The organism is Asaia sp. SF2.1 (genome assembly GCF_000505765.1).
Taxonomy (GTDB): domain Bacteria; phylum Pseudomonadota; class Alphaproteobacteria; order Acetobacterales; family Acetobacteraceae; genus Asaia; species Asaia bogorensis.
The window spans coordinates 395153-411505 of record NZ_AYXS01000001.1 but is presented as its reverse complement, the minus strand read 5'-3'; the positions used below and the strand labels follow the sequence as shown (position 1 = coordinate 411505).

Sequence of the window (16353 nt, the reverse complement as noted above, 5' to 3'; positions counted from 1 at the left end):
CGGTCACGGTCACGGTCACGGTCACGGTCACGGTCACGGTCACGGTCACGGTTTTCGCCGTGGCGGTTCTGGCGCCCGCCGCGATCCTTCCCGCGCCGCTCGCGTCGTTCATGCTGCCCGCCTTCCTGCTCCGGATCGGCCCAAGGGAGGGTTTCAATACCCTCGACTTCGACCATGGGAATTGGCGCGTGTTTCAGCTTCTCGATACCCTCAGCCAGAAGCTTCTGGCGAGGTGAGGCCAGGCTGAAGGCATGACCTGTCTTGCCCGCACGTCCCGTGCGACCAATGCGGTGGATATAGTCCTCGGCATTGAAGGGCAGGTCGAAGTTGAAGACATGCGACAATCCGCCGATATCGATGCCGCGAGCCGCGACGTCGGAACAGACGAGAATCTGCAATTCGCCAGCCTTGAAGCGTTCCAGCGTCTTGAAGCGCAGCGACTGCGCCAGATCGCCATGCAGGTGCCCAACCGCGAAGCCGTGCTTGTGCAGCGATTTGTAAAGCACATCCACATCGCGCTTGCGGTTGCAGAACACGATGGCGTTTTGCACGTTCTCGCGACGCAGCAGCTTGCGCAGGACGCGACGCTTGTCGTGTTCATCAACGACGAGCAGCGCTTCCTCAATGGTCGTGGCAACCGACGAAGGACGGGAAACCGTGATTTCCTCAGGCAGATGCAGGAACTGATCGGCCAGGGTGCGGATCTCCGGGGCCATCGTCGCCGAGAACAGCAAGGTCTGACGGTGCACGGGCAGCATGGAGACAATGCGCGTGATATCGGGAATGAACCCCATATCCAGCATACGATCCGCCTCGTCGATGACGAGGATACCGGTCTGGGTCAGAAGCAGCCCGCCACGATCGAAAAGATCCATCAGGCGGCCCGGCGTGGCGATCAGGATATCAACACCCTGATTAAGTACCGCACGCTGGTCAGCCATGCTCTCGCCACCAATCAGCAGGGCATGGTTGAGCCGCAGATGCTTGCCATAGAGTGTGAGGTTTTCGGCAACCTGCAGCGCAAGCTCGCGTGTCGGTTCGAGAATGAGAGAACGCGGCATGCGGGCGCGGGCGCGCGAGCCTGCGAGCTTCTCCAGCATGGGCAGTGTGAAGGACGCTGTCTTGCCTGTACCTGTCTGGGCGACACCCAGCACATCCTGTCCGCTCAGAACGACCGGAATGGCGCGTGCCTGAATCGGGGTTGGGTGCTCGTACCCCATTTCCTCGATGGCACGCATGATCGGTGCAGAGAGGCCAAGTTCGGAAAAGAGCGGCTTGGGCGCATCGATGATGGCTTGCAGCGCCGGGTCGGCCTTGGCTGCCTCGGTCGTGCTCGCAGGAGGGATGTCTTGCGTTTCTGTCGCGGCATCGGCGGGCGATGCGTCAGCTGATGCCGTCCGGGCTGAGGTCCTGCCACCGCGCCGACGACGCGAGCGCGTCGCGCGGCTGTCGGTTTGTACCTCAGGCTCAGAAACCGCGGGGGTAGGGGGCTCGGATTCAGCAACTATGGTGCTGCTCACGACTGGCGCGTTATCCTGCGCAGCAACCTTTTCGGCGGCCTTCTTCACAGCGCGGCTGCGTGTTTCCGCCGGGGTCGTGCTCGGGGCGCTGTTGCGACGTGAAGGACGGCCGGCGCGAGACTTGGGTTCGTCCGTGACAGGTGTGGCGGCCTCTGCGACCGCTTCTTCCTGTTTGGACGCAGCGGGCTTTCTGCCACGGCGTGGCTTTTCAGCGGGCGCTGCCGTGTTGTCGCTCTTGACTTCGCCTTCTGCAATTTCTGCAGCGGCTGCTGTCTTGCGTGGGCGACCCGGCCTGCGCTTTGCAGGCTGCTCGGGCGAGACGGGCGCTTCTGGGCTCGCGTCGTCAGGGGTGGTCACGACGGCCTCGATCTCTGTCGCGCTGGCCTCTTTGCCGCGCGCAGAACGACGGCTATCTGATTTCTGCTCGCCTGCCTTGCTGCCCGCAGTTGCGGGTTTGCTCGCCTTGCGCGTGGCGGATTTTGCTTTGGCCGGGGTCTTGGCGCTGGCAGAGTCTGCCGCGTTGATCTCGGTCTCGGGAGCGGTTTTCGCTGTAGCCGCCTTAGTGGCGCGTGCCTTGGTCGGGCGCGCTGCCGTAGTCTTTGTCTTGCGTGCAGCCTTCGCGACGGGCGACGCAATCGAGGCCTCGGGTTCGCTGTTGCGCGGCTGTGTGTCGGCCACGGCCTCCATCACGGATTGTTCCGTCTTTGAGGTGGAACGTTTCTTGCGTGTGGTGGAGGTCTTTGCAGAACCTGCGGTCGATTTTGCGGTCAAACTGCTCTCTGATAACTTTGGAGGTCCAGAAATGATGCGGTGCCGTGGCGCTGCATATTCTCAAACAGGTCAGCCCGAAATGCTGGCCAATTGCCTGTGCGTTATCGCGAAATCAGGCAAAAGGCAAGATTTTACGGGGTATTTTGCGTGTCTCTCATTCCGCCTGCCGCGGCCAGCCCGTAGCGGCAGGGGCGCGGCGGGGTCAGTCCCTGTTTACATGTTTCCGCCCATGGCCGCGCAAAGCACGGTCAGGACACCAACAGCGACCATAATGATCACGCGCTGACGGACCTTGTTAAACAGGGCAGGCTGCGGACGGATGGCGCGGCGGAGGCTCTGGAACGGGCCGAGATAAGCGCTCACGAAAATCAGCGCCATGACAAGCGCAAGACCCTGCATGAGGTTGATCGGCAGGCTCATATTCGCAAAGCCACCCGTATGAATGACAAGCAGCCACCCCGTCACCAGCGCGGTCGGGATGATGTGCAGCAGGGTACGAAAATAGCGCGCAATGAGCTGCATCTGGACGTTCTGGCGCTGTGCGGGCTCCAAAAGGGCCACGGTGCTGCGGCTCACAATGGCTGCATAGAGACCGCCGCCAATCCAGTACGCCATGCATAACAGATGGATGGCGAGAACGAGGCTCCAGAGAAACGGGTTCGACATGGGGGCTCCATAACGGGTCGGTTCGCGCATGAACCAGCCCTCAAAAGGGCGGCATCATGAATACACGGGGTTGCTGCGACGTTCCCTAGCAGTATGCGCGAAATCATCAACAGTGGAGTGAATTCATGACAGCCTTGCCGCTACGTTTCTGCCTGCCGGATCCTGCCCAGTGTGCCGCAATGGATGAAATGGCGAGCCACGGCATTGGCATCGAGGCGTTGATGGAGCGTGCTGGATGGGCAGTAGCGCAGGCCGTCAGAGCGCGGTTCGCCCCGTGCCGTGTGCTGGTCCTGTGTGGGCCCGGCAATAATGGAGGCGATGGCTATGTGGCGGCGCGCTATCTCGAGCGCGCCGGGTGGCCGGTTCAGGTGGCGGCGATGGCTACGCCTCGCGCAGGCACCGTAGCCGCTCAGGCAGCGGCGCGCTTTCATGGCAGGCATGTCGCTTTTGATCAGGAAAGCGCGGCACGCGCCGATCTGGTGATCGATGCTGTTTTTGGAGCCGGGCTTGATCGGGCGCCATCGGACGATGTGATGACCGTACTGGCCAGCGCGAAAAAGCTGGTGGCGATCGATCTGCCAAGCTTTGTGAACGGTCGCACTGGCGAGTTGCTGACCAATGATAGTGCCTCCCGTGAGGTGCCGGATTACCTCATGAGTGTAACGTTCGTGCGGCCTAAACCGGGACACGTGCTCTATCCTGCCCGATCGATCTGCGGGGAGGTGATCTGTGCGGATATCGGCATGCCGGAAGATTGCGTGGCGCACGCCGCACCGGACATGTGGCTCAACCATCCCGCGCTCTGGGCCATTCCGGCCATGTCGCCGGGTGATCATAAATATAGTCGCGGCGTCGTCAGTCTTTGTGGCGGGGCGGTCATGCCCGGCGCCACACGTCTCGCGGCAGCGGGTGCACGGGCAAGTGGGGCCGGGCTCGTGCGGATCAGTGCTGGCAAAGCTGCGCAGGCTTATCGCCTGGGTGCGCCCGGACTGGTGATCGACGATGCGCCACTGCCGTCTTTGCTGGAGGATGAACGGCGCAAGGTCTGGCTTTGCGGTCCGGGACTGACGCCTGAGGAAGTAGAGGCGGCCTTGCCGAGCCTGCTCCGCGCTGGTCGTATCGTTCTTGCGGATGCCGGAGCACTTGGCTGGGCGGATGGCGTTCCGGAAAAGCTGTGCGGCGTGTCGGTCATCACGCCCCATATCGGAGAATTTACAAAGTTATTCGGTGCGCCCGGCAGTGATCTGGTCCAGGCCGCACGTGCAGCGGCGGAAAAGCTCGATTGCGTAGTGCTTCTCAAAGGGGCTGTGAGCATTATCGCGGCGCCGGATGGGCGGGTGATGCTCAACGATCATGCGAGTCCGGCACTGGCCACGGCAGGCTCCGGAGACACGCTGGCCGGTGTGATTGCCACGATGCTGGCGGCAGGTATGCCGGCCTGGGAAGCCAGTTGTGCCGGGGCGTGGCTGCATGGTGAGGCAGGGATGAAGGCTGGCAACTGGCCTGTTGTCGAGGCGCTGGATACTCATCTTGGTGATGCGCGGGCGCTGGCAATCGCCGTTCATGCTGCCGCGCACGCGCAGGTGTGAAAGCTTATGGGCATGTCGTGGAGCACCCCGTCTTGTGAAACGATTGATCTTGCTGTAAAGCGGCGCGCTTGACGGCTCAGTTTACTCTGATCCGAGTGTGCGGGCGTGGTGGAATTGGCAGACACGCCAGATTTAGGTTCTGGTGGCGCAAGTCGTGGGGGTTCAAGTCCCTCCGCCCGTACCAAAAAATTTTCTCCTTAGTCGGGGCTTCCTGCCTTGCCTGTGCTGCGATGAAGCCGGGCGCAGGGCCCCGATGGCAACCCGGTCAATAGAGGATCGCCTGACAGATGCAGGTTACCCAAACGCAATCCGAAGGTCTGAAGCGCGGCTTTACCGTCACTGTGCCGGCTGGCGATCTGGAGGCGCGACGTGCCGCTCGTCTCGCCGAGCTCGGCCGCACGATCAATCTGCCCGGCTTCCGCCCCGGCAAGGTGCCCGCATCGCTCGTCAAGCAGCGCTATGGCGCCGCGCTGAACGGCGAGATCATGGAGCAGGCTGTCAACGACTCCACCAACAAGGTTCTGGAAGACAACAAGCTGCGCCCTGCCGTGCAGCCCAAGGTCGAACTTGTTTCCGGTGGTGAAGGCGAAGGCGATCTCGTTTTCAAGATCGAGCTGGAAGTCCTGCCCGAAATCGCCGTGCCGGATCTGTCGGGTCTCGAACTGACCCGCCTGACGGCTAAGCCGAGCGACGAGACCATCGACAAGGCTCTGGCCGAGCTGGCGAAGCGTCAGCGCAGCTTCGAGACGATCGAGGAAGATCGCGCCGCCCGCACGGGTGACGTTGTGAACTGCGATTTCGTAGGCAAGCTCGATGGCACGCCCTTCGACGGTGGCACGGCGCAGGACGTCAATGTCGAGATCGGTGGCGACGGCTTCATCCCTGGCTTTGCCGAGCAGCTCGAAGGCATGAAGGCTGGCGAAGAGAAGGTGATCACGGTCACGTTCCCCGCCGAGTATCAGGCCAAGGAACTGGCTGGCAAGGAAGCAACATTCGACATCAAGGCGAATGCGCTCAAGACCCCGGTTGATCCGGCGCTTGATGATGAGCTGGCCAAGAAGATCGGCTTCGAGAACATCGCTCAGGTGCGTGACATCATCGTCAAGCAGGCTGAGGGCGAATACGGCCAGCTGTCGCGTCTGCGCATCAAGCGCGAGCTGCTGGACGCCCTGTCGGGCAAGACCGATTTCGAAGCGCCCGGGAGCATGGTCGAGAGCGAGTTCGGCCAGATCTGGCAGCGCGTCGAGCAGGATCGCGCTTCGGGTGAGATGGATGAGGAAGACGCGGGCAAGGACGAAGAGACCCTGCGCGCCGACTACCGCAAGATTGCCGAGCGTCGCGTAAAGCTGGGTCTGCTGCTGGCAGAAATCGGCCGCACCAAGGAAATCACGGTGACCCGTGAGGAGCTGATGCAGGCTGTCCGTCAGGAAGCCATGCGCTACCCCGGTCAGGAACAGGCCGTTTTCGAGTTCTTCAGCAAGAACCCGCAGGCAGCCGATGGTCTCCGTGGCCCGATTCTCGAAAACAAGGTTGTCGATTATCTGATCGAGCTGGCCAAGGTCACCGAGAAGGAAGTCACGCCGGAAGAGCTGGCAGAAATCCCGCCTGCCGATCTCTGATCGTCTGATTCGCGCCGAAATGTCTGGAGTCCGTTCGTTTTTTGACGGACGGGCTCTAGGCGTTCATGGTGGCCATACCAAGATGAGAGAAGTCACACACCGGCCCTGATGGGGCCGGTGCCAGTTAGGAACGGAAATGGCCATGAGGGATCGCGATCCTGTCGAGATCTTCAACAACGCGCTCGTACCGATGGTCGTCGAGCAGACGTCACGCGGCGAACGCGCTTTCGATATCTATTCCCGCCTGCTTCAGGAGCGGATCATCTTCCTGACAGGTCCGGTTTACGACCAGGTGGCCGCTGTCATCTCGGCTCAGCTTCTCTATCTGGAGAGCGTCAATCCGAGCAAGGAAATCTCGTTCTACATCAACAGCCCCGGTGGTGTGGTTTCAGCCGGCCTCGCGATGTACGACACGATGCAGTACATCCGCTGCCCCGTAAGCACGGTGTGCATCGGTCAGGCGGCATCGATGGGTTCGCTGCTGCTTGCAGCCGGTGAGAAGGGACGTCGGTTCTGCCTCCCCAATGCCCGCGTCATGGTGCATCAGCCTTCAGGCGGCGCTCAGGGCCAGGCATCAGATATCGAGATCCAGGCCCGCGAGATCCTCGAAATCCGCAAGCGCCTCAACGAGATCTACCGTCATCACACCGGTCGTACGCTTGAGGAAATCGAGCAGAAGCTTGAGCGTGATTCCTACCTCTCGGCAGATGAAGCAAAGGCCTTCGGTCTTGTCGATGAGGTTGTTCAGGCACGCCCCAAGAGTGTTGCCGAGCCGGGCTAAAGCCCTTGCTCTCCGGTTGCGAGGTCCGGCCCTCCTGCCGGGCCCTACGCGGCGAACGGGCAATCCTGTCCTGTGATTGCCTCCAGGTATCCAATTATTGCCTCTTGCCGGAGGGGCTTGCCGGGCTTCTGTCGCCTGGCTTAAGTTTGAAGTTCCCCCTGTCGGGGCGTCATCACTGATGCGCCGGATCGGGGAGGAGGAGCAGCGATGAATAACAAGACCGGCGATTCGAAAAACACCCTGTATTGCTCGTTCTGCGGCAAATCGCAGCACGAGGTGCGCAAGCTGATTGCCGGTCCAACCGTTTTCATCTGTGATGAATGCGTTGAGCTGTGCATGGATATCATCCGTGAAGAGCACAAGACGCATCTCGTAAAGTCACGTGACGGGGTGCCAACTCCGAAAGAGATCTGCAAGGTTCTCGATGATTACGTGATCGGTCAGTTCATTGCCAAGCGTGCGCTGTCTGTGGCTGTGCACAACCATTACAAGCGTCTGGCTCATGCCCAGAAGAGCAATGATATCGAGATTGCAAAGTCCAATATCATGCTCATCGGCCCGACCGGTTCTGGCAAGACGCTTCTGGCACAGACGCTTGCACGTATCCTCGACGTGCCGTTCACCATGGCCGACGCCACAACCCTGACTGAAGCCGGTTATGTGGGCGAGGATGTCGAGAACATCATCCTCAAGCTCCTGCAGGCTGCCGATTACAATGTCGAACGGGCTCAACGCGGCATTGTCTATATCGACGAGATCGACAAGATCTCCCGCAAGTCAGACAATCCCTCGATCACCCGCGATGTGAGCGGTGAGGGTGTGCAGCAGGCGCTGCTGAAGCTGATGGAAGGGACCGTGGCTTCTGTTCCCCCGCAGGGTGGACGCAAGCATCCGCAGCAGGAGTTCCTGCAGGTGGATACCACGAACATGCTCTTCATCTGCGGTGGCGCATTCGCGGGGCTGGACAAGATCATTTCTGCCCGTGGCAAGGGTTCGGGCATCGGCTTCGGGGCTGATGTGCAGAATCCTGATGATCGTCGTCTGGGCGCCGTGCTTCATGACGTCGAGCCTGAGGACCTGCTGAAATTCGGTCTGATCCCGGAATTCATCGGTCGTCTGCCGGTTGTCGCGACGCTTGAGGATCTCGACGAGGAGACGCTGGTCGCTATTCTCTCGAAGCCCAAGAATGCGCTGGTCAAGCAGTATCAGCGCCTGTTCCAGATGGAAGGCGTGGCACTGACCTTCACCGATGATGCCCTGGTGCAGATCGCCCAGCGCGCCATTGCCCGCAAAACCGGTGCGCGTGGATTGCGCTCGATCATGGAAGCCATCCTGCTTGGCACCATGTTCGATCTTCCGGGCCTTGATGGCGTGGAAGAGGTCGTCATCAACAAGGATGTCGCCGAGAACCGTGCTGCGCCCGTGTATGTCTACGGCAAGGGCAAGGCTGCAGAACCCGCTGAACAATCTGCCTGAGTCAATCAGGTAAAAACTCTGGGGCTGGCTTGCCGCACCAGCCCTTCATCCTCACATAAAGGGGATACTGCCTTTTCAGGCAGCAAAGATGCGATGCCGGCCACGCCAGACTTACGGGTGGCCGCATTGAGATCGTCCTCAAGGAGATCAGGATTTCATGACTGAAAAAAAGAGGAAAACTGCGGTGAGCAAGCTGAACACCGCAGCAAAGGCAGAAGAGGCCAAAGCCAAGACAAAGCCGGTCGAGACGATCGCTGTCCTGCCTCTGCGCGATATCGTTGTTTTCCCCCACATGATCGTGCCGCTTTTCGTCGGGCGCGAGAAATCCGTCCGTGCGCTTGAGGCTGTCACGCGTGACAGCAAGCAGATCCTGCTTGTTGCCCAGAAGAACGCCTCCCAGGATGATCCGCCGGCCGAGGATATCTATCGTTTCGGCACCGTTTCCACGATCCTGCAGCTACTGAAACTGCCCGACGGCACCGTAAAGGTTCTTGTCGAAGGCATCCGCCGTGCCCGCATCAAGGAATTTCATGATGTTGACGGCCATTTCGAGGCCGAGATCGAGGACGTACAGGACGAGGTTGAGACGGGCAGCGAGGCTGAGGCCCTTGGTCGCACCGCGATCTCGCAGTTCGAGCAGTATATCAAGCTCAACAAGAAGATCGCGCCTGAAGTCATGGTGTCGCTCAACCAGATCGAGGACCTCTCGAAGCTGGCCGATACGATTGCGAGCCATCTGAACCTGAAAATTGCCGAGAAGCAGGAAATTCTGCAGGGTAATTCGGTCAGCAAGCGGCTGGAGCAGGTTTTCGCTCACATGGAGCAGGAAATCGGCGTCCTGCAGGTCGAGAAGAAAATCCGTAACCGCGTCAAGCGGCAGATGGAGAAGACCCAGCGCGAATATTATCTGAACGAACAGCTCAAGGCGATTCAGAAGGAGCTGGGTGAGGGTGAGGACGGCCGTGATGAAACGGCTGAAATTGAAGAGCGCATCGCCAAGACCCGCCTGAGCAAGGAAGCCCGCGAGAAGGCTATTGGCGAGCTGCGCAAGCTGCGCGGCATGAGCCCGATGTCGGCTGAGTCCACAGTGGTGCGCAATTACCTCGACTGGATCCTGTCCATCCCCTGGAAGAAGCGCTCGAAGGTCTCACGGGACTTCGCCGCGGCAGAGGAAGTGCTCGAATCCGAGCATTATGGTCTTGAGAAGGTCAAGGAGCGCATCCTTGAATATCTCGCGGTCCAGACGCGCTCGCAGAAGCTCAAGGGGCCGATCCTGTGCCTCGTAGGGCCGCCGGGTGTGGGCAAGACCTCGCTGGCGCGGTCAATTGCGAAAGCAACGGGCCGTCAGTATGTGCGCATGTCGCTGGGTGGCGTGCACGATGAGTCCGAGATTCGCGGGCATCGTCGCACCTATATCGGCTCGATGCCGGGTAAGATCGTCCAAGGCATGAAGAAAGCCAAGACGTCGAACCCGCTATTCCTGCTGGACGAGATCGACAAGATGGGCTCTGACTGGCGCGGCGACCCGTCCTCCGCGCTTCTCGAGGTGCTGGACCCGGAGCAGAACAGCACGTTCAACGATCATTATCTCGAGGTCGATTACGATCTGTCGGACGTGATGTTCGTGACGACGGCCAACAGCCTCAACATGCCCCAGCCTCTGCTGGACCGCATGGAGATCATTCGTCTATCGGGCTATACCGAAGATGAGAAGGTCGAGATCGCGCGTCGTCATCTGGTGGGCAAGCAGGCTGAAGCGCATAATCTGAAGCCGCATGAGTGGTCGATCAGCGATGACGCCCTGCGCAGCCTGATCCAGCATTACACGCGTGAAGCCGGCGTACGTAATCTGGAGCGCGAAATCGCGAAGATTGCGCGTCGTGTGGTCAAGCGCCTCGTGACGAGTTCAGTCGAGACCATTGCGGTTACGGCGGAAAATCTCGGCGAGTTCTCCGGCATCCGTCGTTTCAAGCACGGTGAGACTGAGAGCGAGGATCTGGTCGGCATGGTGTCCGGCCTTGCCTGGACGGAAGTCGGTGGCGAGATCCTGACAATCGAGAGCGTTATGCTGCCCGGCAAGGGACACGTAAAGGCAACGGGCAAGCTGGGAGAGGTGATGCAGGAGAGTGTTTCTGCAGCCGTTTCCTATGTGCGCTCACGAGCCCAGTCCTTTGGCATCAAGCCGACGATCTTTGAGAAGCGTGACATCCATGTGCATGTTCCGGAAGGGGCAACGCCCAAGGATGGTCCGTCTGCCGGTGTCGCCATGGCAACGTCGATTGTCAGCGTCATGACGGGTATTCCGATCCGTCGCGATGTAGCGATGACAGGAGAAATCACCCTGCGTGGACGCGTGCTCGAGATCGGTGGTCTTAAGGAAAAGCTGCTCGCGGCGACACGCGCCGGAATCACGACGGTCTTTATCCCCAAGGATAATGAAAAGGATCTCGCAGAGATTCCGGCCAATGTGAAGGACGCGCTCAAGATCATTCCGGTATCGCATGTCGATCAGGTTCTAGCGTCTGCACTGGTGCGGCCGCCGGAGGCAATCGAGTGGGATGAAGAGGATGATGTGCCGGCCGCGCTGGGGAAGGACAATCTCTCCAGCCAGCTGCCACACTAAGGGTAGGGGAGGCGTGATCCTTCCCATTTCATCAGATTGACCGGACTAACGCAGTGGCCGCCCTCAGGGGCGGCCATTGTCGTATTCATGGCAGGAAAGTCGCAGTGCGGGCCAAAGCGTGAAACCGCCCGGTTTGCAGGCCTCAGCGCGGTTGACGTTAGGGAAAACGCCTTCATAGTGCCTTGCTTGTAGCACCGCCTGTGGCGGATGATCGGTTATTCAGGAACTCTGCGAGGATACGAGATGGAAAAGCCGCTGAACAAGCAGGAGCTCATTGCTGCGGTTGCAGAAAAGACCGATCTGCCCAAGGCGAAGGCCGGGGATGTCGTTGAGGCGCTGTTTGCGAGCATCGAAGAGGCGCTCGCACGCAAGCAGGAAGTGCGTCTGGTCGGATTTGGTTCGTTTGCAACGGCAACACGCAAGGCTGCCAAAGGGCGTAACCCGCGCACTGGCGAAGAAATCGACATTCCCGCGTCGGTTTCTGTACGTTTCCGTCCCGGCAAGGGCTTGAAGGATGCTGTAAGTTAACGTATCCCCTCTCCCACGGCAGGCGGCGATTCGACCGTCTGCCCTGAGGGCGATTAGCTCAGCGGTAGAGCGTCTCGTTTACACCGAGAGGGTCGGCGGTTCAATCCCGTCATCGCCCACCATTCCTCAGCTTTTGGAAGATCGATGAGCTTCCAGTCAGGCTTCATCTGGACCCTTGAGTGTCATGAGACGCTCGGTTCCACCTCCGATTACTGCAAAAACGAAGCGGAAAATGGTGCTGCCCATGGCAGAGCCGTCCTTGCCTACCGTCAGACGGCCGGTCGCGGGACGCGCGGGCGTCAGTGGGACGCCCCCAGCGGAAACCTATCTTTCTCCTTCATATGTCGTGATGCTCGGGTAAACGACCTCGTGCAGGCCATGCCGTTCATGGTTGCCGTGGCTCTTCACGACGCTCTCTCTGCCTGCGCGCCGTCTGCGGCTCTGCGGATCAAGTGGCCCAACGATATTCTATGCGATGGAGCCAAACTGGCTGGCGTGCTGATAGAGCGCGGCGGTGTGACCGGTTCCGAATGGATTGTCATCGGCATTGGTGCCAACCTGAAGACCGCGCCGGATATTGCAGGGCGCCAGACGGTCGCACTCTCAGCGCTGGGAGGGCAGGTTGGCCCCGCCGATCTAGCCCGCCAGATACTGACGTGTTTCTCATTCTGGTTCGATCTCTGGCAGCGTCGAGGCTTTGCGCCCATTCGGCAGGCCTGGCTTGATCGGGCGCATGAGCCGGGTTCGCGGCTTGCGGTCCAGAGGGGTGGAGACTATATAGAGGGTTTCTTCGCGGGTCTCGATGAGTGCGGTCGGCTGGTCTTGCAGACCGACCAGAACGAGGTTCAGACGGTCGCGGCGGGGGATATTCTACTGCTTGGGTGAAGGACGGTCTGTGCTCCTCGTTGTCGACGCTGGTAACACGAACATTGTTTTTGCTGTCCATGACGGCAAGGAGTGGCGTGGCACCTGGCGTATATCGACGAATGACCAGCGGACCTCTGATGAATACGCTGTCTGGCTTCTCGGCCTGATCGAATTATCCAATCTCAATCACCGCGCAATATCGCGTGCGATTATCGGCACCGTCGTGCCAGCTGCGCTTTACCATCTGCGCCGTCTGTGCCGCGAATGGCTCGATATCGAGCCCTTGATCGCCAATAACGCGCTCGACTGGGGATGTCCCGTCAAGGTTGATACCCCGGCCGAGGTGGGCGTGGACAGGCGGCTCAACGGGCTGGCGGCGCAGCACTTCTTCGGCGGTCCGCTGGTGGTGGTTGATTTCGGCACAGCGACGACTTTCGATGTGGTGGATAGCGAGGGCGCCTTTTGTGGGGGGGCGATTGCACCCGGGGTCAATCTCTCGCTCGAGGCCCTGCATCAGGCAGCAGCGCGTCTGCCCCGTATCAGTGTCGGGCGTCCATCTTCTGCCATTGGGCGCAGCACTACGGTTGCCATGCGCTCAGGTCTTTTCTGGGGTTATGTCGGTCTGGTGGAAGGGATCGTCTCGCGCATCGCGCTTGAGATGGCCTCACCGATCAAGGTGATCGCGACAGGGGGACTGGCCCCGCTTTTTTCCGAGGGAACAGATCTGTTCCAGCATGTGGCTCCAACTCTCACGCTGGATGGCCTGCGCTTGCTTGCTGCGCGCAACGCCACTGGCGAATTTATTCCGGCACCAGGATGAAGGTGTATTTTTTGTCTCTATCTAGGATTAATTTATGAGCATTACTGAAAAAGGTCTGGCCTTCCTGCCATTGGGCGGGACGGGCGAGATCGGGATGAATTTCAATCTCTATTGCCTCGACGGCAAGTGGCTCGCCATTGACTGCGGTATCGGCTTTTCGGGCAATGATACGCCTGAGGCTGAAATTCTCATGCCTGACCCGCTCTTCATTGCCGAGCGGCACAAGAGCCTGTGTGGACTTGTGATTACCCATGCGCATGAAGACCATCTAGGTGCTGTCGCGCATCTCTGGCCGCAATTGCGCTGCCCGATCTATGCCACGCCTTTCGCGAGCGCTGTGCTTCGACGCAAGCTGGGAGAAGCGCATCTGCTGTCGCAGGTAACGATCCACACCATCCCGATGGGCGGGCATTTCGCGGTCGGGCCGTTCGATCTGCAATTCATCAATGTTACCCATTCGGTGCCCGAGGCGCAGGCGCTCGTTCTGCGCACGCCTTACGGCACGATCGTACATACTGGCGACCTCAAGCTCGATCGTGAGCCTGTGGTTGGCCCCCTGACGGATCTCGACGCCTTCAAGGCCGTGGGTGACGAGGGCGTTCTGGCTATGGTGTGCGACAGCACCAATGTCTTCCGTGACGGGATTTCCGGTACGGAAGGCCAGGTGCGTGATTCCATGGCCGATCTGATCAAGACGCTGCATGGCCGTGTCGCGATCACCTGTTTTGCCAGTAACGTCGCGCGTGTCGAGAGCATCGCACGTGCAGCCAAGGCGGCCGGACGTCAGGTAATGGTTGTCGGGCGTTCTTTGCGCAATCTCGAGGTTGCGGCCCGCGAATGTGGTTATCTGCAGGATATTCCGCCCTTCCTGGACGAGCGCGAGGCGAATTCGGTTCCGGATAACCGCCTGCTGATGATCATCACGGGCAGCCAGGGCGAACCCCGCTCGGCGCTGTCGCGCATTGCCTCGGATGTTCACCCGAACATTTCGCTGGGTGAGGGGGATACGGTCATCTATTCCTCACGCATGATCCCTGGCAACGAGCAGGCCGTCATGGCGGTGCAGGACAACCTGACCCGACGCGGCGCCACTGTGCTGACTGACAAGGATCATCTGGTCCATGTGTCGGGCCATGCCACGGCAGATGATCTACGTCATCTCTACAGCCTTGTTCGTCCCAAGCTGAGCGTTCCGACGCATGGTGAATGGCGTCATCTTACCGCTCATGCAGCCCTCGCTCGCGAGACCGGCGCCGAGGCGATCCTGCTTGAGGACGGTGATCTGCTGCGCCTTGGGCCGGATCACGCCGAGGTGGTGGATACCGCCCCCACGGGTCGTCTGGCGCTCGATGGCGGGCGCCTGCTGCCCATGACCGGCGGCGTACTGGCAGCCCGTCGCAAGATGCTGTTCAACGGCATGGTCATCGCGAGCTTTGCGGTCGATGACGAGGGTTATGTGATTGGCATGCCCAAGATCAGCGCGCCCGGTCTGCTGGAATCCGAAGATCCCGAGAGCACGCGCATCTCGGAAGAATTCGCCGATGCCATCGATGAGATCCCTGATGATCTGCGTCAGGATGACGATGCCTTCCGCGATGCGGCCAAGACCGCGCTGCGCCGCGCGCTGGGACGCAAGCTGCAGAAGCGTCCTCTGGTCGATGTCCATCTGCTGCGGGTCTGATCCCGCAGCATCTGCCACGAACGCGCCATAACAGGCGCGCCACTTTTCTTTTCTAGAACGGTCACACACGATGCGTCTGTCCCGCGGTTTCCTGCCTACCCTCAAAGAAGTGCCTGCCGAGGCCCAGATTGCCTCGCATCGTCTGATGCTGCGCGCTGGTCTTGTGCGTCAGACTTCGGCGGGTATCTATGCCTGGCTTCCGGCTGGTCTGCGCGTGCTGCGCAATATCGAGCAGATCGTGCGGGAAGAGCAGAATGCCATCGGCGCGCAGGAATTGCTGATGCCGACCGTTCAGTCTTCCGAGCTCTGGAAGCGCTCTGGCCGTTATGACGCTTACGGCCCCGAAATGCTGCGCATCCGCGACCGTCAGGACCGCGAATTGCTTTACGGGCCGACCAATGAGGAAATGATCACCGATCTTTTCGGTCAGGTCATCAAATCCTATCGCGAGCTGCCGCAAGCGCTGTATCATGTGCAATGGAAGTTCCGCGATGAGCTGCGTCCGCGCTTTGGCGTGATGCGCGGTCGCGAGTTCTTCATGAAGGACGCCTATTCCTTCGATGCGTCTTATGAGGACGCCGTTGCTGCCTATCGTCGCATGATGCTGGCCTATCTGCGCACCTTCCAGCGTCTGGGCGTGCGGGCTGTCCCCATGAAGGCCGATACCGGGCCGATCGGCGGCGATCTGAGCCACGAATTCCTCGTGCTGGCGCCGACAGGCGAGAGCGGGGTGTTCTTCGACGCAGCGCTTGAGGAGCAGGACTGGCTGCATGAGGCCGTCGATATTGCCGACCATGCCAGCCTTGAGACCTTTTTCAGCGGCGTTACGAAGTTCTATGCCGCGACTGACGAGATGCATGACGAGAAGGCGTGGGAAGACGTGCCTGCCGATCGTCGCCGTGAAGGGCGTGGTATCGAAGTTGGGCATATCTTCTATTTCGGCACCAAATATACCGAATCCATGGGGATCTCGGTCAGCGGTGCTGATGGCAACCAGTTCTTCCCGGAAATGGGGTCGTACGGCATCGGTGTATCGCGCCTTGTCGGTGCCATTATCGAAGCCAGCCATGATGAGGCCGGTATCATCTGGCCGGACTCGGTCGCGCCCTATCGCGCTGCCATTCTTAGCCTGAAGCCCGGCGATGAAGCAGTGGATGCGCTGTGCGAACAGCTCTATGCCGCAGCCCCCGACGCATTCCTATATGACGATCGTGGCGAGCGCGCCGGCGTGAAGTTCAACGATGCCGACCTGATGGGCCATCCCTGGCAGATGATTGTCGGCCCGCGCGGCGCCAAGGAAGGCAAGGTCGAACTAAAGCGTCGCGCGACAGGCGAACGCTTCGAGCTGACAGTGGAAGAAGCACTTGCGAAGGTGCTGGGCACTCATGCAGCAGGCAAGGACGCCGCCTGAT

At 60.2% G+C, this 16353-nt stretch carries 12 protein-coding genes and 2 tRNA genes; 12 read left to right on the top strand and 2 right to left on the bottom strand.

Features of this window, described 5'->3' with window-relative positions; translation table 11 throughout:
• The coding region (locus tag P792_RS39570; protein ID WP_408734844.1) for a DEAD/DEAH box helicase at positions 1 to 2210 on the bottom strand (2210 nt) is incomplete at its 3' end.
• Between the two features lie 294 nt (positions 2211 to 2504).
• Positions 2505 to 2957 carry a hypothetical protein gene (locus P792_RS22435; protein ID WP_023977497.1) on the bottom strand — a complete coding sequence of 151 codons (453 nt, stop codon included), beginning with the start codon at positions 2955 to 2957 and terminating at the stop codon, positions 2505 to 2507.
• A 125-nt stretch (positions 2958 to 3082) separates the two neighbouring features.
• Here P792_RS22435 and P792_RS22430 point away from each other — a divergent pair, with 125 nt between their 5' ends.
• From P792_RS22430 to proS, 12 genes are all read left to right on the top strand, one after another.
• Positions 3083 to 4546, top strand: a complete 1464-nt coding sequence (locus tag P792_RS22430; protein WP_023977496.1) for a bifunctional ADP-dependent NAD(P)H-hydrate dehydratase/NAD(P)H-hydrate epimerase — start codon at positions 3083 to 3085, stop codon at positions 4544 to 4546.
• A 99-nt stretch (positions 4547 to 4645) separates the two neighbouring features.
• A tRNA-Leu gene (locus P792_RS22425) sits at positions 4646 to 4730 on the top strand.
• Positions 4731 to 4833: 103 nt separating this feature from the next.
• Complete coding sequence (gene tig, locus P792_RS22420) at positions 4834 to 6165, top strand: trigger factor (RefSeq protein ID WP_023977495.1); 1332 nt, start codon at positions 4834 to 4836, stop codon at positions 6163 to 6165.
• A 142-nt stretch (positions 6166 to 6307) separates the two neighbouring features.
• Positions 6308 to 6946, top strand: a complete 639-nt coding sequence (locus tag P792_RS22415) for an ATP-dependent Clp protease proteolytic subunit (RefSeq protein WP_023977494.1) — start codon at positions 6308 to 6310, stop codon at positions 6944 to 6946.
• Between the two features lie 207 nt (positions 6947 to 7153).
• Positions 7154 to 8422: an ATP-dependent Clp protease ATP-binding subunit ClpX gene (gene clpX, locus P792_RS22410; RefSeq protein WP_023977493.1), complete on the top strand. Its 1269-nt coding sequence runs from the start codon at positions 7154 to 7156 to the stop codon at positions 8420 to 8422.
• A 157-nt stretch (positions 8423 to 8579) separates the two neighbouring features.
• On the top strand, positions 8580 to 11045 hold the full coding sequence (gene lon / locus P792_RS22405; protein WP_081866770.1) for an endopeptidase La: 2466 nt from the start codon (positions 8580 to 8582) through the stop codon (positions 11043 to 11045).
• Positions 11046 to 11288: 243 nt separating this feature from the next.
• Positions 11289 to 11573, top strand: a complete 285-nt coding sequence (locus P792_RS22400; protein WP_023977491.1) for an HU family DNA-binding protein — start codon at positions 11289 to 11291, stop codon at positions 11571 to 11573.
• Between the two features lie 47 nt (positions 11574 to 11620).
• Positions 11621 to 11695 (top strand) — tRNA-Val (locus tag P792_RS22395).
• A gap of 22 nt (positions 11696 to 11717) precedes the next feature.
• Positions 11718 to 12458, top strand: coding sequence for a biotin--[acetyl-CoA-carboxylase] ligase (locus tag P792_RS22390; RefSeq protein WP_023977490.1), 741 nt, complete (start codon positions 11718 to 11720; stop codon positions 12456 to 12458).
• A 10-nt stretch (positions 12459 to 12468) separates the two neighbouring features.
• A complete protein-coding gene (locus tag P792_RS22385; protein ID WP_023977489.1) occupies positions 12469 to 13260 on the top strand; it encodes a type III pantothenate kinase in 792 nt (263 codons plus the stop codon).
• A gap of 34 nt (positions 13261 to 13294) precedes the next feature.
• The gene (locus tag P792_RS22380) at positions 13295 to 14941 is read left to right on the top strand and encodes a ribonuclease J (RefSeq protein ID WP_023977488.1); all 1647 of its coding nucleotides are present in this window, start codon (positions 13295 to 13297) and stop codon (positions 14939 to 14941) included.
• A gap of 70 nt (positions 14942 to 15011) precedes the next feature.
• Positions 15012 to 16352, top strand: coding sequence for a proline--tRNA ligase (proS, locus tag P792_RS22375; RefSeq protein ID WP_023977487.1), 1341 nt, complete (start codon positions 15012 to 15014; stop codon positions 16350 to 16352).
• Position 16353: the final 1 nt, after the last annotated feature.